The sequence below is a fragment of the Aeromonas sp. 25-AL00135 genome, assembly GCF_054052385.1.
In genome coordinates, this window is record NZ_JBSTYQ010000005.1 from 1 (window position 1) to 21,882 (window position 21,882).

Consider the following 21,882-nt stretch of genomic DNA (forward strand, 5'->3'; position numbering starts at 1 on the left):
CGGACTGGAGCGGGGTGGTGAATGGCAATGTGGCGGGGACCACGGACGAGGGTGGGGCGGCCAATCAGGATTTCACCGTGACCGTCACTGCAACTAACGATGCTCCCATGCTGACTGTCTCGGATCTGCGCATATCCGAGGAGGGATTACCGGGATCCAATCCAGACAATTCACCCAATCCTGGCGATATTACCGATAGCACCTCGACCCATGCGACGGCAAGTGTGACAGATATCGACAGCAATACCTTTACGTTCACTCTTTCTGCTCCATCTGGCCTGAGCTCTGGAGGGGTACCAGTTGTGTGGAGTGGTATAGGGTCTGCGACACTGGTGGGTTCAGCGGGAGGGATCCCAGTCATACAAGTATCTGTAGATCCGGTTGGTAAATATACCGTCACCTTGCTGGGGCCCATCGATCATGAATTTGGAGACAATAAGGAAGGACTGAAGACATTTACCTTCAACCTGTCAGCCAGTGATGGTGACTTGAGTGATACCAAGCAGGTCAGTGTTGTTATTGAAGACGATATGCCCGTGATCACAGGCATCGAAAGTCTGGAAGTGATGAATGTAGCCGACATCACTACCGGTGGATTGTTTGGCGTCTCTTTTGGTGCTGATGGCCCTCTGGGTACTGGTGGACTGAAACTGACTGGATGGCCTGATTTGGCAGGGATCACCGAAACCTTGTCGACTGATGGCAAGACTCTGGTAGCAACCATTGATGGTAGTGGACAGCCACCTAAAGTGTTCTATACATTGACACTCAATGACGACAATACTTACAGCTTTGAACTGGTTACTCCCCAGCCAACCCAGACTTTCTCGATCGGAGCACAGTTCGGTGCTGGCGGGCCTGTTGAGACGATCGGAGTTACTGCTGGCGGGATTGGTGTCCTGTTCGATGGTCTGCTGTTCAATGGCAGCGTCAATAATCCTCAGAATCTGCCGGGGAGTGATGCAGATAATCTCAACCCGAACAACAATGGTTTCGGGATTAAGAACGGCAACCTGGATAATAACGAAGGGTTCAAGGTATCCACGACTGCAGCTGTTGATGGGCTCTCTTTCAACGTCTACGGGGTTGGCAACACCAATACCAGCACCATACAGTGGGTGGCTTATGCTGCCGATGGCGTGACCGTCGTCGATTCCGGAGAGCTTGTTCTGTCAGGACTCAAAGGGTCGATGCAGTTGGCCAGCATAGAACCCGATGGGGAGTTCAGCCAGCTTTATGTCCGCTTTGTGCTGAATGGCAATGACTCAGTGAGGATCGAGAATTTCGGAGTGATCGACAAGATCACGCCTCCTGATATTGACCTTGATTTCAGTGCTACCTTGACTGATGCCGATGGAGATAAAGCCAGCGCCAACTTTACTGTATCGGTCAAGAGCAATGAGCCTCCCGTCGCGTCCAATATTCTGGTTGTGGGCAGCAACACCTCGGATACCCCCGACACTACCGGGACCCCCGGCACGGATGATGATCACAAGGTGCCCAACTCCAACGGTAGTCTGGATGGTCTGGTTGCAGGCGGTGCTGGTCACGATATTGTGGTGGGGGACATCGGAGGCACCAGTACCAATTTCATCCCGGGTGAGAATTACAATATTGCCCTGGTGGTCGATGTGTCTGGCAGTATGGCTGGATCACGACTGAATATGCTCAAGGCCTCCCTGACCCATTTGGCCAACCAGTTGAAAGATCATGATGGTGAGATCAATGTCACCTTGATTGGTTTTGCGGCGAATGCCAGCGAGAGTGTGACAATAGTAGGGCTTGATGCCAGTAATGTGAGCAACCTGACCAATGCCATTGATGCACTGGTTGCCAATGGTGGCACCAACTATGAAGCCGCGTTCAATCAGGCCGTGCAGTGGTTCAATGATGGTAGCAAGGCTGCTCCCGGTTACCAGAACCTGACATTCTTTGTCACGGATGGTAACCCGACTTACTACCTCAATGACAGCAATCAGGTCGCCGGACCAGGCAACAGCACCACATTTGAGGTGATCAAGGAGTCGGTGGATGCTTTTGTTTCACTCAGTGCCATCAGTCAGGTCAATGCAATCGGGGTGACCAATGATGTTAACAAGGATTTGTTGAAGTTCTTTGATAACACGACTGAAACGGCAGATCAGTTTTACTCGGCAGGCAGCTTCCTTGACTTGGCCACATTTGGTAGTGGTAGCGGCATAAATGCCGCCTCGGGATGGGTGCTCAGTGGTGATGCTCAGGGATCGCATACTGTTACGAATGGAAGCTTGCGGATCCGGGATGATCGAACCGGTTCTGATTCTGACAGGACAATATTGGCGCTCGCCGTGGCCAATGCCATCCAGGTTTCTGCGGCACAAGCCGGAGCAAGTCTGCAGTTCCAGTATGCCTTGAATGGTGTTAATAGCAGCGACAGCTTCACCTGGAAGTTGGTGAAACTCGAGGGTGGTGTCTGGGATATGCTCAATCCAGTGCAAACGGGCACCATTACTGGCGTTAGTTCGTCTGTTTTGACGGCTTACAGCACTATCACAACCGATGGACTGCCTGTCGGGCAATACGGGTTTGTGTTCGAACTGCTCGACAGCTCCAATGACCGGAATGCTGAGGTACGGATAGACAATATCCGGATCGAGCAGGGTTTCAATGCCCCGATCGGCGATGCCCAGATTGTGACCAGTGCCGAGCAGTTGACGGCAGCCCTGACCGAGGGGGATCAGATTACTGTGTTGCTGGGGGCCGGCAATGACGTGGCCGATGGTGGTGTTGGCAATGACATCCTGTTTGGCGATGTACTCAATACCGATACGCTGGCCAGCGAGTTGGGACTGGATCTGCCCCAAGGTTCTGGTTGGCTGGTATTTGAAACGCTGGAGTCCAGTCATGGGTGGACACGTGAACAGACGGTGGATTACATCCGGACCCATATTACTGAGCTGAGTGGGGAGAGTTGCCGCAGTGGTGGTAATGACACCCTATATGGTGGCAGTGGCAACGATATCCTTTTTGGCCAGGAAGGGAACGACACCCTTGTTGGAGGTGTCGGTGATGATTATCTGGATGGTGGTTCTGGTAGCGATATACTCACGGGCGACCTTGGTAAGGACATTCTGATCGGCGGCCTTGGCAGCGATACCATGACCGGTGGTGGGGAGAGTGACACCTTCAAGTGGCTGGCGGGGGATGCGGACGGCAGTATCGATACCATTACTGATTTCACTTTAGGTGATACCAACAATGGTGGAGATGTACTGGATCTCTCGGATCTGCTGGTCGGCGTACCTGCAGTGGGGAACAACGAGGATCTGGCAGCCGTGCTGGACAACTATCTGCAGTTCAACACGACGACCAAGACGTTGACGATAGATCCTGCCGGGGCCGGTGGGAGCCCGGAACTGACCATCCAGTTCCAGAACTCACTCGACCTCGCCTCACTGGGCTCCAATCAGGAGATCATCAAGCACTTGCTGGATGACGGTAACTTGAAGGTTGATCCGTAACCCTCTCTCGGGGCCGGGCTTGCCTGGCCCCTGTTTTTTCTTTAGGTGGATGGATAAGATAGCGGCCGTAGAAGAGAGGGTAATCATGCAGTCATTCAACTGGGTCGACATTGATGGCATCCGTTATAGCTGGGATGGACAGGGCAACATTACCTGCGCAGGTCAGTTTGGCTATCAGGCCTCGATCGCCGGTGATCGGCTGGATGGGATGGAGATAGAGAATGAGGCCGGTGATGTCGCGGGCTCGCTCTATGTTGACTTTGCTGCAGCCTCTATCACCTATGTGCCTGTTTTGGATACCGAGTCTGCCCATAACATGATTCTGGTTGGCCATGAGCAGGGTCAGCAGGAGTATCCACTGGTCAGTTTTCACCCTCCGTTGTTGCAAAATTTGCTTGGGCCGTCTGATACCATCCCTTGGTCTGCGATGGAGGAGGCAATTGGTGGCACCGATCTCGGACAGGCGGTGCAAGGACATGTTCTGTCGTGGGACTCGTTCCATTTCGATGATGAGGTGCAGGTCTGCGGTGCGACATCGTCACAAGATAAGGTAGAGCAGAGCCCAGATGTCTGCAGCGTGGTCACCATCAGTCTCGATCTGACCAATCAGATACTGGATCAGTTCCCCCCCTCGCATGATATATGAATCCCGTAACTGCACGGGCATAATGGCCTCAATCTTTCCGATTGAGGTTTTTTTCTATGTGGCGTCCCCTTCTTACTCTTTCCGCTCTGGTTGTCAGTGCTCCGCTGCTGGCGATTGAAGTGCCGCAAGCGCCCCATCTGGTGGTGAGCGGTTATGCCGAGCAGAAGACCGAACCCGATATGCTCACCCTCAATGTGGCGGTGAGTGCACTGGATAAGCAGGGCCTCAAGGCCAAGCAGCAGGTCGATACCAAGGTCGCAGCCTTTTTCAGCCAACTGGAAGGGTTGGGGATCAAGCGCAGCGATGTTGAGGCTGGCAACCTGATGGTCTCGCCGGAATATCAGTATGGCGAAAACAAGAAGCCGGTATTGTTGGGGTATCGTGCTCAGCGACAATTGGCGGTGAAGCTCTATCAGCTCGACAAGTTGAGCCCCCTGATGGATACCGCACTCAAAGCCGGGCTGGAGTCCGTATCCCAGATTGAGTACGGGTTGAAATCGCCGCAGGTCATCAAGGCGCAGGCCCGTCTGAATGCCGTTGAGGATGCCAAAACCAAGGCTGAATCTCTGGCCAAGGCGTTCGGGATGAAGCTTGGCAAGGTCTACAGTGTGGAGTACCGCAATGCTTCGCCCATTACCGCCTACAGCCGCAACCTGAAGGTGGTGCAGGCCATGGCGATGGCTGCTCCTGCGGCGGATATGGCGGACAACAGCTATCAACAACAGCAGATCACGGTAAGTGATAATATCGAGGCTGTTTTCTTGCTGGAGTGATGCCCGTCGTTTAAGTCCAGTCATGAACAACCCCGCCATTTGCTGCGGGGTTTTTATTGTGCATCGATGCAGATATAAAAAGCCGACGCTCGTGTTTACTTAATCGAGCATCGGCTTTTTGTTGGCTGGGTTTATCAGGCGGTCACAGCATCAGCCTTGGTCGCTTCCGGCGCCGGGTTGCGGATGAGGTAATCAAACGCACCCAGTGCGGCGGTGGCGCCAGCACCCATGGAGATGATGATCTGCTTGAACGGTACCGTGGTGGCATCCCCTGCGGCGTAGACGCCGGGCAGGGAGGTCGCCCCTTTGGTATCGATCTCGATCTCGCCAAAGCGGGTCAGGGCAATCTCGCTCCCTTTCAGGAACTCGGTGTTCGGTACCAGGCCGATCTGGACGAAGATCCCCGCCACCGCCAGGTGTTTGATCTCACCAGTGGTGCGATCTTCGTAGTCCATACCGACCACCTTGCTGCCATCACCGATCACTTCGGTGGTGCGAGCGCTCATGATAATGTCGATATTGCCCATGGAGCGAGCCTTCTTCTGCAGCACTTCATCGGCACGCAGGGTATCGGCAAATTCCACTACGGTGACGTGTTCGACGATGCCAGCCAAGTCGATCGCTGCCTCGATGCCGGAGTTACCGCCACCGATCACCGCTACTCGCTTGCCCTTGAAGAAGGGACCATCGCAGTGCGGGCAGTAGGCCACGCCCTTGGTGCGGTACTCGAGCTCGCCCGGCACGTTCAGGTCGCGCCAGCGGGCACCGGTCGCCAGGATCACGGCGCGGCTCTTCAAGGTGGCGCCAGAGGCGAGATCCACGTTCACATATCCATCTTTACTGATGGCGGCGGCACGCTGCTCGGTGATCACTTCCACGCCGTACTGTTTGACGTGCTGCTCCAGGCTGGCGGCCAGTTTGGGGCCTTCGGTGTAGGGCACGGAGATAAAGTTCTCGATGCCGACGGTGTCCATCACCTGACCACCGAAACGTTCGGCAACGATGGCAGTGCGAATGCCTTTACGGGCGGCATAGATGGCCGCTGCGGCGCCAGCCGGGCCACCGCCCACCACCAGAACATCGTAGGGATCTTTCTCATTCAGCTCGGCAGCCTTGCGCTCGGCGGCACCGGTGTCGAGTTTGGCGACGATCTCTTCCAGCGAGATGCGGCCCTGGCTGAACGGTTGGCCGTTCAGGTAGACATTCGGTACCGCCATGATTTGACGCTCGGCGACCTCGTCCTGGAACAGGGCGCCATCGATCATGGTGTGGGTGATACCGGGGTTCAGGGTCGCCATCAGGTTGAGGGCCTGAACTACGTCCGGGCAGTTGTGGCAGGAGAGGGAGATATAGGTCTCGAAGTGGAACTCACCCTTGAGATTGCGGATCTGCTCCTGCACGGCTGCATCGGCCTTGGAGGGGTGGCCGCCGCTTTGCAGCAGGGCGAGTACCAGAGAAGTAAATTCATGACCCATGGGGATGCCGGCAAAGTGAACGCGCGGGGCTTGGCCCTGCGGCGCGACACTCATGGAAGGCTTGCGAGCGGCAGTGCCAGAGGTCTGGGTGATCTTGGGTGACATCTCGGCGATCTCGCTGGCCAGTGCCAGCAGCTCTGCAGATTTGTCGCTGTCGTTGCCGGACACGCTGATCTCGATGGGATTGACGATGTACTGCAGATAGGTGTTCAGCTGTTGTTTGAGGTTGGTATCCAACATGGTCGAATTCCTTCTTGTAATAGCGAGTTGGCATTAAATGTGAGTCGGTCTGCTTTCAGGTCTATTTGGCAAGGCCGGAAAGCAGACCGGCCCTGAAGCGGGCCGGTCTTGGAAGCGGGAGGCTTAGATCTTGCCTACCAAGTCCAGGGACGGGGCCAGAGTGGCTTCGCCTTCTTTCCATTTAGCCGGGCACACTTCACCCGGGTGGGAGGCAACGTACTGGGCCGCTTTAACTTTGCGCAGCAGTTCCAGTGCGTCACGGCCGATGCCGCCAGCGTTGATCTCGACGATCTGGATGATGCCCTGCGGGTCAATTACGAAGGTACCGCGGTCAGCCAGACCAGCTTCTTCGATCATCACGCCGAAGTTGCGGGTGATGGTACCAGTCGGGTCACCAATCATCGGGTACTGGATCTTCTGAATGGTGTCAGAGGTGTCGTGCCATGCTTTGTGAGTGAAGTGGGTGTCGGTAGAGACAGAGTAGATCTCGACGCCCAGTTTCTGGAATTCAGCGTAGTTGTCAGCCAGGTCGCCCAGCTCGGTCGGGCAAACGAAGGTGAAGTCAGCCGGGTAGAAGAAGACCACGGACCACTTGCCTTTCAGGTCAGCGTCAGACACCTGAACGAATTTGCCATTGTGGTAGGCGGTAGCATTGAACGGCTTGATTTCAGTGTTGATGTAGGTAGACATGTAATTGCTCCTTGGTGATGTACATATGCCGGTCTGGTGTTGAAGAGTCTTGCCAGACGAGGCGCTTAACTTTCGATGGATTCATCATAGGGGCTTCCGCTAATCGATAAAAGCCGCAATTTTGAATCGCTTAAATCTACTTATTAGATAGCTCACTATGGCTGTACCTAACATGAATATCTCTGGCCTACTGAGATAACTCCTTGTCGTGGTTCAATATCTGTGCGCTACATCGCCTTTTCAAGGCATAAGAAGGGGTGTGCAGATCCACGATGACGCGATGAGATAAACGGTGGTGCAAACGGGTGGCGCAGGAGGTTGAGGCCGCTGCTCGCAGCGATGGGGGATGTGCTGGTAAGGGGGAAGCCGAAAAGCGCAGATAAAAAAATCCCGGCGCTATCGCAACGACAGGGCCGGGTCATCAAACAAGGAATGGCTATATAAACAAATGCTTTACAGCAAAGACTAACTACGGGGTGTGCAAACTTGCAGACATATGAGAGGAAGATAATGGGTGCACAATCCCTCGTCTCCCCCTCGGCAACTATTGCATGAGAGGGATGATAGTGTGACGCAGATCACAAGGCAAGCATTTGGTGTAATTTTTCAATCAAAATGAAAGTGTTTCATCATTTCAGCTTATTTTGACGGCTGAAAACGCTTTTATTGTAATTTAATTACATGGCAATCTATCAAAAGTCGGTAGGTGGTTCCTGCTCTTCCATCAATTCCAGCAGGTTGATGGCCACGGCAATAAAGTCCGACTCGGTGACAATGCCGATCAGCTTGCGTCCTTTGAGTACCGGCAGGCAGCCATATCTGTGCCGCTGCAGGTAGAGTGCCGCCTCCTTGATGCCGGCGTGAGGATCTACGCTCGCCACTTGCCGTGTCATGATCTCGTCGAGTTGCACGCTGTCGGTAAATTCGGCTTCCCGCTCCGGGCTAATGAGCAGCAGCTTGGATTCCCGGGTGGCCAGGATATCGGTGAGGGTTACCAACCCCAGCAGGTGATGCTGCTCGTCGACGATGGGAATGTGGCGGATCCGCTCCTGCTGCATCAGGTCCATCGCTTGTTTGACACTGTTTGACGGACCCAGAGTGAAGGGATGATCGGTCATGATTTCGGATAGGGTCATCATGGTGGGCCTCCTTGTGTATCTGCTTTCACCCTAGCCCAGCCCCAACTGGCAAAACATGATCAGGGTCAATACAGAACATTAAAGAATCATTAACCGGAGGTGTGTCTCAATATTGCTCGCTACCCCTTGTCTCTCTTGGGTTTTTGGTCTTTTGGGTTGCCTTGGAAGATGGGGATAACTAGACTAGCCGCCGATTCCCCCCGAGGTGAAAGATGCAAGTATCCGATTTTCATTTTGATCTGCCAGACGAGCTGATTGCCCGCTATCCGATGGCAGAGCGTACCGCCAGCCGCCTGTTGCAGCTCGATGGTCAAACTGGCGCCCTGCGCCACGGTCAATTTGTGGATGTGCTGGATCAGCTCAATCCGGGTGACCTGCTGGTATTCAACAACACCCGTGTCATTCCGGCACGCATGTTTGGCCAGAAGGCCAGCGGCGGCAAGCTGGAGGTACTGGTCGAGCGCATTCTGGACGAGCACAGCGTGCTGGCCCATGTCCGTGCCTCCAAGGCGCCCAAGCCCGGCACCCGGATGATCATGGATGGTGGTGTTGAAGCCGAGATGCGCGCCCGCCACGACGCCCTGTTCGAGATCCACTTCCTCGACCCGCGTCCGGTGCTGGAGATTTTGGAGGCCATCGGCCACATGCCGCTGCCCCCCTATATCGATCGTCCCGACGAGGATGCCGACAAGGAGCGCTACCAGACCGTTTACAATCAAAAGCCGGGCGCCGTCGCGGCGCCGACCGCCGGTCTGCACTTTGATGAGCCGCTGCTTGAGAAAATTCGGGCCAAAGGGGTTGAAACGGCCTTCGTCACCCTGCATGTAGGGGCGGGGACCTTCCAGCCGGTGCGGGTAGATAAGATTGAAGATCACCATATGCACTCCGAGTATGCGGAAGTGCCGCAAGAGGTGGTAGATGCCATCGCGGCCACCCGTGCCCGTGGTGGCCGGGTGATCGCGGTGGGGACCACGTCGGTGCGTTCGCTGGAGAGCGCGGCCAAGGTCACCCTGGCGCAGGGCAAACCGCTGGCGCCCTTCTTTAGTGACACCGATATCTTCATCTTCCCTGGTTACCAGTTCCAGATTGTCGATGCCATGGTCACCAACTTCCATCTGCCGGAGTCGACCCTGATCATGCTGGTCAGCGCCTTTGCCGGTTATGACAACGTGATGGCGGCCTATCAGGCAGCCGTGGTCGGGCAGTACCGTTTCTTCAGCTACGGGGACGCCATGTTCGTCACCCGTCGCCAGGTTGAAGCATAAGCTTCAGCTTATTTACCGGGCCGTGAGCGGCCCTCCTATTGTCAGACTGTTTATCTGACGCAGCCGAGGTAGCAATGAAATTTGAACTGAAAACCACCGACGGCCGTGCCCGTCGCGGTCAACTGGCCTTCGAACGTGGTGTGGTACAAACGCCGGCCTTTATGCCGGTCGGGACGTACGGCACCGTCAAGGGGATGACCCCTGAAGAAGTGCGTGAAACCGGCGCCCAGATCCTGCTGGGTAACACCTTCCACCTCTGGCTGCGTCCGGGTCAGGAAGTGATGCGTGCCCACGGCGATCTGCATGACTTCATGAACTGGCAGGGCCCGATCCTGACCGACTCCGGTGGTTTCCAGGTGTTCAGCCTGGGCCATATTCGCAAGATCACCGAAGCGGGCGTCCACTTCCGTCACCCCATCAATGGCGAGAAGATCTTCCTCGACCCCGAGAAATCCATGGAGATCCAGTACGATCTGGGCTCCGACATTGTGATGATCTTCGACGAGTGCACCCCGTACCCGGCCACTTATGAAGAAGCGCGCAAGTCCATGGAGATGTCCCTGCGCTGGGGCAAGCGTTCCCGCGACAAGTTTGATGCGCTGGGTAACAAGAACGCCCTGTTCGGCATCATTCAGGGCTCGGTCTACGAAGATCTGCGGGATGTCTCCCTCAAGGGGCTGCTGGAGATCGGTTTCGACGGTTATGCGGTCGGTGGTCTGGCCGTGGGTGAACCCAAAGAGGACATGCACCGCATCCTAGAGCACGTCTGCCCGAAAATCCCGGCCGACAAGCCGCGCTACCTGATGGGTGTCGGCAAGCCAGAAGATCTGGTGGAAGGGGTGCGCCGTGGTATCGACATGTTCGACTGCGTCATGCCGACTCGCAACGCCCGCAACGGCCACCTGTTCACCACCGATGGCGTAGTGAAGATCCGCAACGCCCAGCACCGCAACGACACCAGCACCCTGGATGCCGAGTGCGATTGCTACACCTGCAAGAACTACAGCCGTAGCTACCTGCACCATCTGGACAAGTGCAACGAGATCCTTGGTGCCCGTCTGAATACGATTCATAACCTGCGTTACTACCAGCGTGTGATGCAGGGTTTGCGGGACGCGATCGAGCAGGGTAAATTAGACGACTTTGTAACAGAGTTTTACCGTCGGCAAGGGAAGCCTGTGCCTCCGTTAGCTGAAAATGACGTTAAATAACAACAACATATAATTTTGTTTTTTTAAATCTACATCAATAAGAGGTTGTTAAATGAGCATTATCTCCAAGGCGTATGCAGAAGGCGCAGCACCGGGTGCACAGGGTGGTGGTATGGAAATGATCATCATGCTGGCCGTATTCGGCCTGATCTTCTACTTCATGATCTATCGTCCCCAGGCCAAACGTGCCAAGGATCACCGCAATCTGATGAGCTCCTTGTCCAAGGGTGATGAAGTGCTCACTTCCGGTGGCCTGGTTGGCAAAATTGCCAAAGTGGCTGCAGACAGCGATTACCTGGTGATCGCCCTGAACGACCAGACTCAAGTCACCATCAAAAAGGACTTCGTCTCTGCCGTTCTGCCCAAGGGTTCTATCCAGTCCCTTTAATCTCCCAAGGAGCACAGCGTGTTGAATCGCTATCCGCTGTGGAAATACCTGATGGTGATCCTGGTGATCGCCATCGGTTTTCTATATGCAGCCCCCAATCTTTACGGCGAAGATCCGGCTTTGCAGGTTTCTGCCAGCCGTGGTGCCGAAGTCAAGCTAGATACTCTTGATCTGGTGAAAGAGACCCTTGAAGCGGCCAAGATCCCGGTCAAACATGCTGCATTCGAGCACGGTTTTATCCTGATCCGTTTCAAGAACACCGAAGACCAGCTGAAAGCGCGCGATATCGTTGCCAACAAGCTGGGCGACAACTTCATTACCGCACTCAACCTGGCACCTTCCACTCCCGCCTGGCTCGAAGCCATCGGTGCGGCGCCTCTGAAGCTGGGTCTTGATCTGCGCGGTGGTGTGCACTTCCTGATGGAAGTGGACATGGCCGAAGCACTGACCAAGCAGCAAGAGCAGATGGTGCAGGATTTCCGCTCCGAGCTGCGCACCCAGAAGATCCGTTACTCCGGCGTACGCCGGGTCGGAGATCAGGTGCAGGTGATCTTCCGTGACGAAGCCGATCAGGAACGCGCCGTTTCTCATCTGCGTCGTCAGAACCCTGATTTGACTTTCACTACCGAGCAGAAAGGGGATGAGTTCATCCTGCTGGCTGGTCTGAGCGAAGCCAAGATCAAGGAAGTGAAGAAGTACGCCCTCGAGCAGAACATCACCATCATCCGTAACCGGGTCAACGAACTGGGCGTGGCCGAGCCGCTGGTACAACAGCAAGGCGCCGAGCGCATTGTCGTTGAACTGCCCGGTATTCAGGATACTGCTCGCGCCAAGGAGATCCTGGGGGCAACCGCTACCCTGGAATTCCACATGGTCGATGAGACTGCCGACATCCAGGCTGCGGCCGATGGCCGTGTCCCGCCCAGCTCCAAGGTCTACAACGATCGCAATGGTCGTCCCGTGGTGCTGCAAAAGCGGGTGATCCTGACCGGTGACCACATTGTGGGTGCCCAGTCCGGTTTCGACGAGTACAGCCGTCCCCAGGTCAACATCAAGCTGGATGGCCAGGGTGGCAACAAGATGGCCAACTTTACCAAGGACAACGTCGGTAAAGGGATGGCGACCGTCTTCATCGAGTACAAGCCGGTCGGTCAACCGGGTCCGGATGGCAAGCGCAAGTTCCGCAAGCAGGAGGAGGTGATCAACGTCGCCACCATCCAGTCGCGTCTTGGCAGCCAGTTCCGTATCACAGGTATCGACAACGCCAACGAAGCCCACAACCTTGCGCTGCTGCTGCGTGCCGGTGCCCTGATCGCCCCGATCCAGATCGTGGAAGAGCGCACCATTGGCCCGAGCCTGGGTCAACAGAACATCGACAGCGGTATGGAAGCCATCGGCTGGGCCATGCTGGTGATCGTGCTGTTCATGGGGGTCTACTACCGCGCGTTCGGCTGGGTTGCCAACCTGGCGCTCTGTATGAACCTGGTATTGATTGTCGGCATCATGTCGATGATCCCGGGGGCCACCATGACATTGCCGGGTATCGCCGGTATCGTCCTGACGCTGGGTATGGCGGTGGATGCCAACGTGCTGATCTACGAGCGTATTCGTGAAGAGATCCGCAACGGTCGCGGTGTTCAGCAAGCCATCCATCTGGGCTTTGATCGGGCATTCTCCACCATCGCCGACTCCAACGTGACCTCGCTGATCACCTGCGTGATCCTGTTCGGTATCGGTACTGGCGCCATCAAGGGCTTTGCCCTGACGCTGGGCATTGGTCTGACCGCCTCCATGTTTACTGCCATCACAGTTTCCCGTGCCATTATCAACCTGGCTTGGGGTGGACGGCGTATCGACAAGCTGCCCATCTGAGGATAGAGAGATGTTTCAGATTCTACATTTTGAAAAACCGATCCCGTTTATGCGCTATGCCAAGCCGGGTGTGGTTTTCTCTTCCGTGCTGATGGTGGTAGCCCTGTTCTTCCTGTTTGATCGGGGGCTGAACTGGGGTCTGGACTTTACCGGTGGTACCACTATCGAGGTGGGGTTCCAGCAGTCGGTGAGCCTGGACAAGATCCATGACGCTCTGGAAGAGCAGAAGATTGAAGGGGCAACCCTGCAACACTTTGGCTCCAGCCGTGACGTGCTGTTCCGCCTGACCCCGAAAGAGGGGGTCAAGGTAGAACAACAGGGTAACGAAGTGCTGGCGGCGGCCAAGCAGCTCGACGAGGGCGCAGTGCTCAAACGCGTCGAGTTCGTCGGCCCTTCCGTGGGTGATGAACTGGCGACAGACGGTGCGCTGGCCATGCTGGCCTCCATCCTCTGTATCCTGGCCTACGTGGCAGTGCGTTTCGAATGGCGTCTGGCGCTGGGGGGGATTCTCTCTCTGGTGCACGACGTGGTGATCACGCTGGGTGTCTTTGCCTACTTCCAGTACGAGTTCGACCTGACCGTACTGGCGGCACTGATGACCCTGGTGGGTTACTCCCTGAACGATACTATCGTGGTGTTCGACCGCTTGCGGGAGAACTTCCGCAAGGTGCGTAAAGGTGATACCGAGTACATTCTGGATCTCTCCATGACCGAGACCCTGAGTCGTACCATCATCACCTCCGGCCTTACCTTTATCGTGGTGCTGGCTCTGCTGCTCAAGGGCGGTGCGCTGATCCACGGTTTTGCCGTGGCCATGGTGATCGGTGTGGCGTTCGGTACCTACTCCTCCATCTATGTGGCGAGTGCGTTTGCCATGTTCCTCGGCGTCAAGCGCGAGCACATGCTGCCAACCCAGGTAGAGAAAGAGGGTGCGGACCAACAGGAAATCCTGCCGTAACAGTGAAGAGCGCCTCATGGCGCTCTTTTCTTATCTCTGCGAGTCGTTTGCTGACGCACATGATTTAAACAACAGGAGTTTGTCATGCATCACAATCCCCGTTTTTTGGCGCTGGTTGACGGGATCCGCTCCCGCATCACCGAAACCGATGTTCACCAGATCAAGCGCTGGCAGGACGAAGGGCGCACGTTTCACCTGATCGACGTGCGGGAAGAGAGCGAGTGGGCCAGGGGCCATCTGCCCGGAGCCCGATATCTGGGTCGTGGCGTGATTGAGCGGGATATCGAGACCCAGTTCCCGGATCTTGAGACCGAGCTCTACCTCTATTGTGGTGGTGGTTTTCGCTCCATTCTGGCGGCGGACAACCTGCAACAGATGGGTTATCGCAAGGTGATCAGCGTCGACGGCGGCTTTCGCGGTTGGTGCGATGCCGGATACCCTGTCGAATCCTGATTTATTTGAGGTAGAGGGGCACAGCTACATGACAAAGCGGCAGTTGACCTTTACCATATGCGGGGTCAAGCGTAAGCGTCGGAGTGTTCATTGAACGTCAGGAAAGGGATTGGATACCTCCTCGGTATCCTGTTGTTGCTTCCCATGTGGGGTTGCAGCAGTAGCAGTCAGGTTAACACCCCCAAGGTTCCCAAGCCGCAGCCTGCTTCACTGGTGTTGGCGACCCCCCTGCAGGTCTCCTACCAGAGTGAGCTGGCGCTCGCCCGACTCGGGCAGATGCTCAGTGAAATGGAACTGACCACCGAGCAACGGGCAGAGTTGTTCTATGAGCGTGCCGTGGTGTTTGATCGGGTTGGTCTGCGTTCCCTCGCGCGGCTCGATTTCAACCGTGCCCTGCGGGAGAAACCGGATTTCGCCGAAGCCTACAACTTCATCGGCGTCTATCTGGTGCAGCAGCAGAATTACGACGAAGCCTATGATGCGTTCGATTCTGCCCTCGAACTGGCGCCGGACTATGACTATGCCTATCTCAACCGTGGCATCGCCCTCTATTACGGCAACCGTCCCGAACTGGCCGCGGCCGATATGAAGCGTTTCTACGAGGCGCAGCCGGAAGACCCCTATCGGGTGATCTGGCTCTATCTGGCCGAGCAGAAACTCGACCCGTCGGCCGCCATGAGCCGGATGCGCGAGCGTCTCAACAAGTACGATGACGATGCCTGGAACTGGGATCTGGTTCGTCTCTATACTGGCGAGATCAACGCTTCCCAGCTGATGGGCAACGTGGTGAAAGGGGTGAAGGATAACCGGGAGCTTGCCGAGCGCCTGTGTGAAACCTACTTCTATCTGGGCAAGTTCGAGCTGGGCAAAGGCAACCGCAAGGAAGCCATCAGCTACTTCAAGCTGGCCTTATCCAACAACGTCTATGACTTTATCGAGCACCGCTATGCGCTGTTGGAGCTGGAGTTGATGGCACGCAAACCCTTGCCGCCAGGTGCCCAGAGCGCTCGTAACAAGGGTGATCAGCCCTCCTGATCTACTGCCAGATAGTGGTAAAAAAGGCCTCGCGATGAGGCCTTTTTGTTGGGCGTATGGCGGGTTTACTCCACCAGGCTCATGCCGGGGATCTGGCGCCAGTAGCCGTTGCAATCGCGATCCTGCTGCAGAACGAGGGGCTGATTGCCCTGCCGGTTGGCTTTGAAGCGGGCCAGCATCTCCAGCGTCTCCATCCCTTGCGGCGAAAGCCTGACCACATCTACCAGACCTTCCATATCAGCCAGCTCGTTACCCAGGTTGTAGCAGTAACCGGACTGGGTCTGGATCCCGTTGAGATTGAACACCCGCTGCCCCTCGCGGCTGTTGGCCAGTCGTCCGGTGGGGTAGTTGATGCAGGCGAGCTCGCAGTTGTCTTTCGGTTTGTCGAGGGAGCGGGCGGTGAAGCAGCGCGCCGAGTAGGCGAGCGGCAGATGGCCGTAGGCAAACACCTCCACCTCAAATTGGTCGCGCAGGGAGCCCAGATCCTGATTGAGCTGGATCAGCCAGTCACGGGAGAGCTCCACCGGCATGACCCAGCGTTTCATCCCCTGTTTGAGCAACATGCGCAGCACATCGGCGTTATAGGCGTTGATGGCGGGGCCACAGACGAAGGGGATCCCTGCCTCCCAGGCGAGTTGTACCGTACCGAGATCGTTGGCTTCGACCATCAGATCGCCATTGTCGACCAGCCGCTTCACTTCCTTGAGCTCGGAAGGGGCGGAGATAAGGGCGAGGGTCGAGAGCACCACCTGCTTGCCGGAGTTAGCGACCTGACGGGCCAGCGCAATCCAGTCATCGACTTTGAGTTCGCGCCGCTTGCTGCAAACGGTCTCTCCCAGATAGATGATGTCGGCCTGACTGTCGGCGGCGGCATGGTAAAAGGCTTCGGTATCGGCTTTGGGCCAGTAGAAGAGCAGAGGCCCGAGAGAAAATTGCATGGGTGGACTCCTTATTGCCACTGACGATGGTAGGCGCCGAGGGTAGTCTGGCTACCTTCGGAGACGCGGGCGAGCTGGGCATCCCACTCAGCTTTGACCTGATAGGCCTCGGGATTGGCCTGATAGGCATCGATGGCCGCACGCCACACCCGGGTCACTTGCTCCACATAGGCGGGGCTGCGTTGGCGCCCTTCAATCTTGACCGACTGGATCCCGGTCTTGAACAGCTCGGGCAGGAGACCCAGGGTATTGAGACTGGTGGGCTCTTCCAGCGCGTGGTAGGTCTGGCCATCCACGTCGAAACGCCCCTTGCACAGGGTCGGATAGCCAGCATTTTCGCCCGGGCCATAGCGGTCGATCAGCACCTCGTTGAGCCGCGACTCGAGGCCGTTCGCGGTCTCTTCCCAACGGACGAACTTGGCCGGTGAGCAGGCGCCGACGGTGTTGGGACTCTCGCCAGTCATGTAGGAGGAGAGATAGCAGCGCCCCTCGGCCATGATGCAGAGGCTGCCAAAGGCGAATACCTCAAGGCCAACATCGGTCTCGCGGGCCAGCTGCTTGACCTGATGCATGGAGAGCACCCGGGGCAGCACCACCCGTGTGACATTGAATTGCTGCTGATAGAAGCGAATGGCGGCGGCATTGGTGGCGCTGGCCTGCACCGAGACATGGAGTTCCATCTCGGGGTAGTGGCGGCTGGCATATTCCAGCACGGCGAGATCGGCGATGATTAACGCATCGGCGCCGAGGGCCACCCCGCGATCAACCGCCTGTTTCCATCGAGTATCGGCCCCGGGATGGGCAAAGGTATTGATGGCAATATGCAGCTTGCGACCATGTTGATGCACATAATCTACCGCCTTCTCCAGTTTGCTGTCGGTAAAGTTGAGACCGGCAAAGTGGCGGGCATTGGTGTCATCCTTGAAACCGATATAAACGGCATCGGCCCCGTTATCCACGGCGGTTTTCAGTGCCGGCAAACTGCCTGCCGGACAGAGTAATTCCATTGGTACGCTCCGAGAGTGCATATGAAGGGCAAACGAGCCCTGATTGTATGCAGCCATGCACTCCCGCTTTTTGACCTGAGGCAGCTTTGTGTGGCTTTACCCTTCTTGAGGTAACCCTGCACAAGTTTGATTTCCAACAGGATCTTGCCACTCTCCCTGTGTTTGAATGCGCAAAAAAGGGAGTCTATCGTGTTTCAACAACTGCAACGCCGCCTGGTCGAACAGGCTCCGCGCTTCTTGCGCCATCCCCTCAAGCTGGTTCCGTTCAATCTGCAAAAGCAGCTGATGGAGAGTTTACTGGCCCGGGTTTTCAAAGAGGCTATCGAAGATGGCGATTTCGAGTTTCTGGCAGACAAGTGGCTGAAAGTCGAAGTCTCTGATCTGGAGCTGTGCTGGTTTATCAGTGAGCAGAATGGCCAGCTGGTGGTGGCTCGCGAGTGTGACAAGGCCGATGTCTGCTTCAGCGGTACCGCCAACGACCTGATCCTCATCGCTGGTCGCAAAGAGGATCCGGATTCGCTCTTTTTCCAGCGCAAGCTGAAGATAGAAGGGGATACCGAACTGGGCCTTGAGGTGAAAAACCTGATGGACAGTCTGGATCTCGATGGCTTGCCAAGCCTGATGAAGTATCCCCTGATGGATCTGGCGACGTTTATCGAACGCGCCCGCACCGAGTCAGCGCAGGCTCCTGTGCAGACGGCGCCGGGCGGGATCCCGTCTTAAGTGGACAATCACCCCATGGGCATGGCGACGATAATGGTGCCGTGCCCAGAGGCAGCGACAGGCCCACAGACAGGGCACCAAGGCGATGAGTGCCGCAGGGGCGGGCAGCTGTGACATGGCCAGCCCCGCAGCCAGCCAGATAAAGGGTTGCGCTTCATACAGCCACTCCGGCTGTAGCCAGCGTTTGCTCGGAAAGATAATCAGATCGGTACGTCGGTAGCTGGAGCGCATCATCCAGGTCACCGCTCCGGCGATAAACAGCAAGGCGCCTGCAAACCAGAGCAGGGGCTGTTCACTCAACGTAATAATGGCAATGGCTGCCAGCAGGTAGAGGCTGGGCAATCTCTCATAGATAAAGGGAGGAAGCATGGCGTGGTGTCTCCTGTGCCGTTTATCGGATATCCATCAAGTTTAGTCCCCCCCTCTCACTTCCCTCATGCTGGTTTGTTATACAAACGGGTGGTTTTGTTCTGAAATGGCTCGGCTTTTACGGTGCCAACATCGTGTTCTCTTATGTTACAATTGCGCGCCATTTTTGACTGAAGATTGACTGGGCATGTTGGATCAGATTCGTATCGTTTTGGTAAACACCTCTCATACCGGCAACATGGGGTCTGCGGCCCGCGCCATGAAGACCATGGGGTTGACCCAGCTGGTATTGGTTGATCCGCAAGCCTTGCCGGATGACAATGCCTTCGCCCTGGCGGCTGGTGCCTGCGATGTGCTTGCCAATGCCCGTATCGTCCCGACACTGGACGACGCGATCGCCGATTGTGGTCTGGTGATTGGCACCAGCGCCCGCTCGCGAACCCTGAGCTGGCCCATGCTCGATCCCCGTGAGGCCGGCGAAAAGTCGGTGGTTGAGGGGATGCAGCATCCGGTCGCGCTGGTGTTTGGCCGTGAACGCACCGGTCTCACCAACGACGAATTGCAAAAGTGCCACTACCACGTGGCCATTCCGGCCAATCCTGATTACAGCTCTCTCAATCTGGCCATGGCGGTGCAGACCCTCTGTTACGAAGTGCGGATGCGCTGGCTGCAGGGGCAGGCCGCCGAGCCTGAAGATGAGATGGCCTATCCGAGTGCCGCTCAACTGGAAGGGTTTTATCAGCACTTGGAACAAACCCTGATGAAGACCGGTTTTATTGCCGATGACCATCCGGGTCATGTGATGAGCAAGCTGCGTCGCCTGTTCAATCGGGCTCGGCCGGAAGCGGCGGAGCTCAACATTCTGCGCGGTATTCTGACCTCGGTGCAGAAAGCGCGCGTACCGGATTAATCCGACTGATTTACTCAACCATATACTTGACTGATTTGGTCGGGTATGTGACCATGTGCCCCATTAAATTGCTTCGCAAGACGGTAAGGCACATGAGACTGACTTCAAAAGGACGTTACGCTGTAACCGCCATGCTCGACGTGGCGCTGCATGCAGAGCAGGGGCCCGTCCCCCTTGCCGATATTTCCGAGCGCCAGGGCATCTCGTTGTCCTATCTCGAGCAGCTCTTTGCCCGCCTGCGCAAACATGGTCTGGTGAGCAGCGTGCGTGGCCCGGGTGGTGGTTATCGCCTCGGGTTGGCCCCAGGCGAGATTTCGGTTGGTCAGGTGATCACCGCGGTCGATGAGTCGGTCGATGCCACCAAGTGTCTCGGCAAGGGCGGTTGCCACGGCGGTACCCAGTGCCTGACTCACTCCCTGTGGCGTGATTTGAGTGAGCGGATCTCCAGCTTCCTCGGGGATATCACGCTGGCTGAGCTGGTACGCCAGGCCGATGTGCGCCGGATTGCCGGCAAGCAAGATGAACAAATGAAGACCGTGTTGTCCCTGGTTGATCGGGCAGAACACGGCGATGTGAGCTTGAAAGTCCAACTATAAACGTGCTTTCCACAGCGGGACTCTGTATGACCCGGACTGTGACGGAGAAAAACATGAAACTGCCTATTTACCTTGATTATTCGGCAACCTGTCCGGTGGACCCGCGTGTCGCAGAAAAAATGATGCAGTGTCTCACCATGGATGGCCTGTTCGGCAATCCGGCTTCCCGTTCTCACCGCTTTGGCTGGCAAGCTGAAGAGGCGGTGGATCTGGCCCGTAATCAAGTGGCAGATCTGATCGGTGCCGATCCCCGCGAGATCGTCTTCACTTCCGGTGCTACCGAATCCAATAACCTGGCCATCAAGGGTGTTGCCCACTTCTATGCCAGCAAGGGCAAGCACATCATCACCTCCAAGACCGAACACAAGGCGGTGCTCGATACCTGTCGCCAGCTGGAGCGTGAAGGGTTCGAGGTGACCTATCTTGAGCCGATGCCCAACGGCCTGTTCACTATCGAGATGATCGAGAATGCCATGCGTGATGACACCATCCTGGTCAGCATCATGCATGTGAACAACGAAATCGGCGTGGTTCAGAACATTGCCGCCATCGGCGAGTTGTGCCGTTCCCGCAAGATCCTGCTGCACGTGGATGCCGTTCAGAGTGTGGGCAAGATCCCGGTAGATGTGGAAGCACTGAAAGTGGACCTGCTCTCCGTCTCAGCGCACAAGGTGTACGGTCCGAAAGGGATCGGTGCACTGTTTGTTCGCCGCAAACCCCGCGTTCGTCTGGAAGCCCAGATGCACGGTGGCGGCCACGAGCGCGGCATGCGTTCCGGTACTCTGCCGACCCACCAGATCGTCGGGATGGGCGAAGCTTTCCGCATCGCCAAAGAAGAGATGGTGAGTGAAGGCGAGCGTATCTTGGCACTGCGCCAGCGTCTGTGGAATGGCATCAAGGACATTGAAGCCGTCTACATCAATGGCGATCTGGAGCAACGTGTTCCGGGCAACCTCAACGTCAGCTTTGCCTATGTGGAAGGGGAATCCCTCATCATGGCGCTGAAAGATTTGGCAGTCTCTTCCGGTTCGGCCTGTACCTCCGCCAGCCTGGAACCTTCCTATGTGCTGCGCGCACTGGGTCTGAACGACGAGCTGGCACACAGCTCCATCCGTTTCAGCATGGGTCGCTTCACCACCGAGGAAGAGATTGACTACGCGGTCAAGCTTATTCGTGACTCCATCGGTCGTCTGCGTGAGATGTCCCCTCTGTGGGAGATGTACAAAGACGGCGTCGATCTGAACACGGTCGAATGGGCTCATCACTGATCTATCTGGTTAGTGAGCAACAGAATTAGCAGGAGTGAGATATGGCTTACAGTGAAAAAGTAATCGACCACTACGAGAATCCTCGCAACGTCGGTGGTTTCGACAAGAATGATCCCAGCGTTGCAACCGGCATGGTCGGTGCGCCCGCCTGTGGCGACGTGATGAAGCTGCAACTGAAGATCAGCGACGAAGGCATCATCGAAGATGCCAAGTTCAAGACCTACGGCTGCGGTTCCGCCATCGCCTCCAGCTCCCTGGTGACCGAATGGGTCAAGGGCAAGACCCTGGACGAAGCGGCTGGCATCAAGAACACAGATATCGCTGAAGAGTTGGCCCTGCCACCGGTGAAGATCCACTGCTCCATTCTGGCTGAGGACGCCATCAAGGCCGCCATCGCCGATTACAAGCAGAAGAAAGGTCTCTAAG

The 21,882-nt window shown here is 56.3% G+C and carries 21 protein-coding genes; 15 read left to right on the plus strand and 6 right to left on the minus strand.

Annotation, left to right across the window (positions count from 1 at the left end):
* The first annotated feature begins 17 nt into the window (after positions 1-17).
* From ACW5XC_RS05500 to ACW5XC_RS05510, 3 genes are all read left to right on the plus strand, one after another.
* Positions 18-3,500, plus strand: coding sequence for a VWA domain-containing protein (locus ACW5XC_RS05500; RefSeq protein ID WP_143182521.1), 3,483 nt, complete (start codon positions 18-20; stop codon positions 3,498-3,500).
* A gap of 85 nt (positions 3,501-3,585) precedes the next feature.
* Positions 3,586-4,146 (plus strand): hypothetical protein, encoded by a 561-nt coding sequence (locus ACW5XC_RS05505; protein WP_042056172.1) that lies wholly within the window; start codon positions 3,586-3,588, stop codon positions 4,144-4,146.
* Between the two features lie 56 nt (positions 4,147-4,202).
* Positions 4,203-4,919, plus strand: a complete 717-nt coding sequence (locus ACW5XC_RS05510; RefSeq protein WP_042056170.1) for an SIMPL domain-containing protein — start codon at positions 4,203-4,205, stop codon at positions 4,917-4,919.
* Positions 4,920-5,053: 134 nt separating this feature from the next.
* On the opposite strand, the gene ahpF is transcribed toward ACW5XC_RS05510, so the two are convergent.
* The 3 genes from ahpF to ACW5XC_RS05525 form a co-directional block, all read right to left on the minus strand.
* Positions 5,054-6,634: an alkyl hydroperoxide reductase subunit F gene (gene ahpF / locus ACW5XC_RS05515; RefSeq protein WP_042056169.1), complete on the minus strand. Its 1,581-nt coding sequence runs from the start codon at positions 6,632-6,634 to the stop codon at positions 5,054-5,056.
* A 123-nt stretch (positions 6,635-6,757) separates the two neighbouring features.
* Positions 6,758-7,324, minus strand: coding sequence for an alkyl hydroperoxide reductase subunit C (ahpC, locus tag ACW5XC_RS05520; RefSeq protein ID WP_005337335.1), 567 nt, complete (start codon positions 7,322-7,324; stop codon positions 6,758-6,760).
* A gap of 692 nt (positions 7,325-8,016) precedes the next feature.
* Positions 8,017-8,463 carry a CBS domain-containing protein gene (locus ACW5XC_RS05525; RefSeq protein ID WP_042056166.1) on the minus strand — a complete coding sequence of 149 codons (447 nt, stop codon included), beginning with the start codon at positions 8,461-8,463 and terminating at the stop codon, positions 8,017-8,019.
* Positions 8,464-8,675: 212 nt separating this feature from the next.
* Between ACW5XC_RS05525 and queA the strand changes: the two genes are divergently transcribed.
* From queA to nlpI, 7 genes are all read left to right on the plus strand, one after another.
* Positions 8,676-9,728, plus strand: a complete 1,053-nt coding sequence (gene queA / locus ACW5XC_RS05530; protein ID WP_042056163.1) for a tRNA preQ1(34) S-adenosylmethionine ribosyltransferase-isomerase QueA — start codon at positions 8,676-8,678, stop codon at positions 9,726-9,728.
* A 74-nt stretch (positions 9,729-9,802) separates the two neighbouring features.
* A complete protein-coding gene (gene tgt, locus ACW5XC_RS05535; protein ID WP_042056159.1) occupies positions 9,803-10,939 on the plus strand; it encodes a tRNA guanosine(34) transglycosylase Tgt in 1,137 nt (378 codons plus the stop codon).
* Positions 10,940-10,991: 52 nt separating this feature from the next.
* Positions 10,992-11,327, plus strand: coding sequence for a preprotein translocase subunit YajC (yajC, locus tag ACW5XC_RS05540; RefSeq protein ID WP_005337327.1), 336 nt, complete (start codon positions 10,992-10,994; stop codon positions 11,325-11,327).
* 18 nt (positions 11,328-11,345) lie between these two features.
* Entirely contained in the window at positions 11,346-13,199 is a 1,854-nt protein-coding gene (secD, locus tag ACW5XC_RS05545) for a protein translocase subunit SecD (protein ID WP_040066527.1), read from the plus strand.
* Between the two features lie 10 nt (positions 13,200-13,209).
* A complete protein-coding gene (gene secF / locus ACW5XC_RS05550) occupies positions 13,210-14,157 on the plus strand; it encodes a protein translocase subunit SecF (protein WP_005337322.1) in 948 nt (315 codons plus the stop codon).
* 84 nt (positions 14,158-14,241) lie between these two features.
* Positions 14,242-14,610, plus strand: coding sequence for a rhodanese-like domain-containing protein (locus tag ACW5XC_RS05555; RefSeq protein ID WP_005351016.1), 369 nt, complete (start codon positions 14,242-14,244; stop codon positions 14,608-14,610).
* 90 nt (positions 14,611-14,700) lie between these two features.
* The gene (nlpI, locus tag ACW5XC_RS05560; RefSeq protein WP_005351017.1) at positions 14,701-15,645 is read left to right on the plus strand and encodes a lipoprotein NlpI; all 945 of its coding nucleotides are present in this window, start codon (positions 14,701-14,703) and stop codon (positions 15,643-15,645) included.
* Positions 15,646-15,710: 65 nt separating this feature from the next.
* Here the strand turns inward: nlpI and ACW5XC_RS05565 are convergent, their stop codons facing one another.
* Positions 15,711-16,583 carry a U32 family peptidase gene (locus tag ACW5XC_RS05565; protein ID WP_042056157.1) on the minus strand — a complete coding sequence of 291 codons (873 nt, stop codon included), beginning with the start codon at positions 16,581-16,583 and terminating at the stop codon, positions 15,711-15,713.
* An 11-nt stretch (positions 16,584-16,594) separates the two neighbouring features.
* Complete coding sequence (gene ubiU, locus ACW5XC_RS05570) at positions 16,595-17,590, minus strand: ubiquinone anaerobic biosynthesis protein UbiU (RefSeq protein ID WP_042056156.1); 996 nt, start codon at positions 17,588-17,590, stop codon at positions 16,595-16,597.
* Positions 17,591-17,779: 189 nt separating this feature from the next.
* On the opposite strand from ubiU, the gene ubiT reads away from it, so the two are divergent.
* Positions 17,780-18,313, plus strand: a complete 534-nt coding sequence (gene ubiT / locus ACW5XC_RS05575; protein WP_005344837.1) for a ubiquinone anaerobic biosynthesis accessory factor UbiT — start codon at positions 17,780-17,782, stop codon at positions 18,311-18,313.
* On the opposite strand, the gene ACW5XC_RS05580 is transcribed toward ubiT, so the two are convergent.
* Complete coding sequence (locus tag ACW5XC_RS05580) at positions 18,266-18,682, minus strand: hypothetical protein (RefSeq protein WP_005351023.1); 417 nt, start codon at positions 18,680-18,682, stop codon at positions 18,266-18,268. The genes ubiT and ACW5XC_RS05580 overlap by 48 nt on opposite strands.
* Before the next feature lie 187 nt (positions 18,683-18,869).
* Here ACW5XC_RS05580 and trmJ point away from each other — a divergent pair, with 187 nt between their 5' ends.
* From trmJ to iscU, 4 genes are all read left to right on the plus strand, one after another.
* Entirely contained in the window at positions 18,870-19,592 is a 723-nt protein-coding gene (gene trmJ, locus ACW5XC_RS05585; protein WP_042056152.1) for a tRNA (cytosine(32)/uridine(32)-2'-O)-methyltransferase TrmJ, read from the plus strand.
* A gap of 92 nt (positions 19,593-19,684) precedes the next feature.
* Entirely contained in the window at positions 19,685-20,188 is a 504-nt protein-coding gene (iscR, locus tag ACW5XC_RS05590) for a Fe-S cluster assembly transcriptional regulator IscR (RefSeq protein ID WP_026035025.1), read from the plus strand.
* A gap of 53 nt (positions 20,189-20,241) precedes the next feature.
* Entirely contained in the window at positions 20,242-21,456 is a 1,215-nt protein-coding gene (locus tag ACW5XC_RS05595; protein WP_013723838.1) for an IscS subfamily cysteine desulfurase, read from the plus strand.
* 41 nt (positions 21,457-21,497) lie between these two features.
* Positions 21,498-21,881: a Fe-S cluster assembly scaffold IscU gene (iscU, locus tag ACW5XC_RS05600; protein ID WP_005333813.1), complete on the plus strand. Its 384-nt coding sequence runs from the start codon at positions 21,498-21,500 to the stop codon at positions 21,879-21,881.
* The last annotated feature ends 1 nt before the right edge of the window (position 21,882 follow it).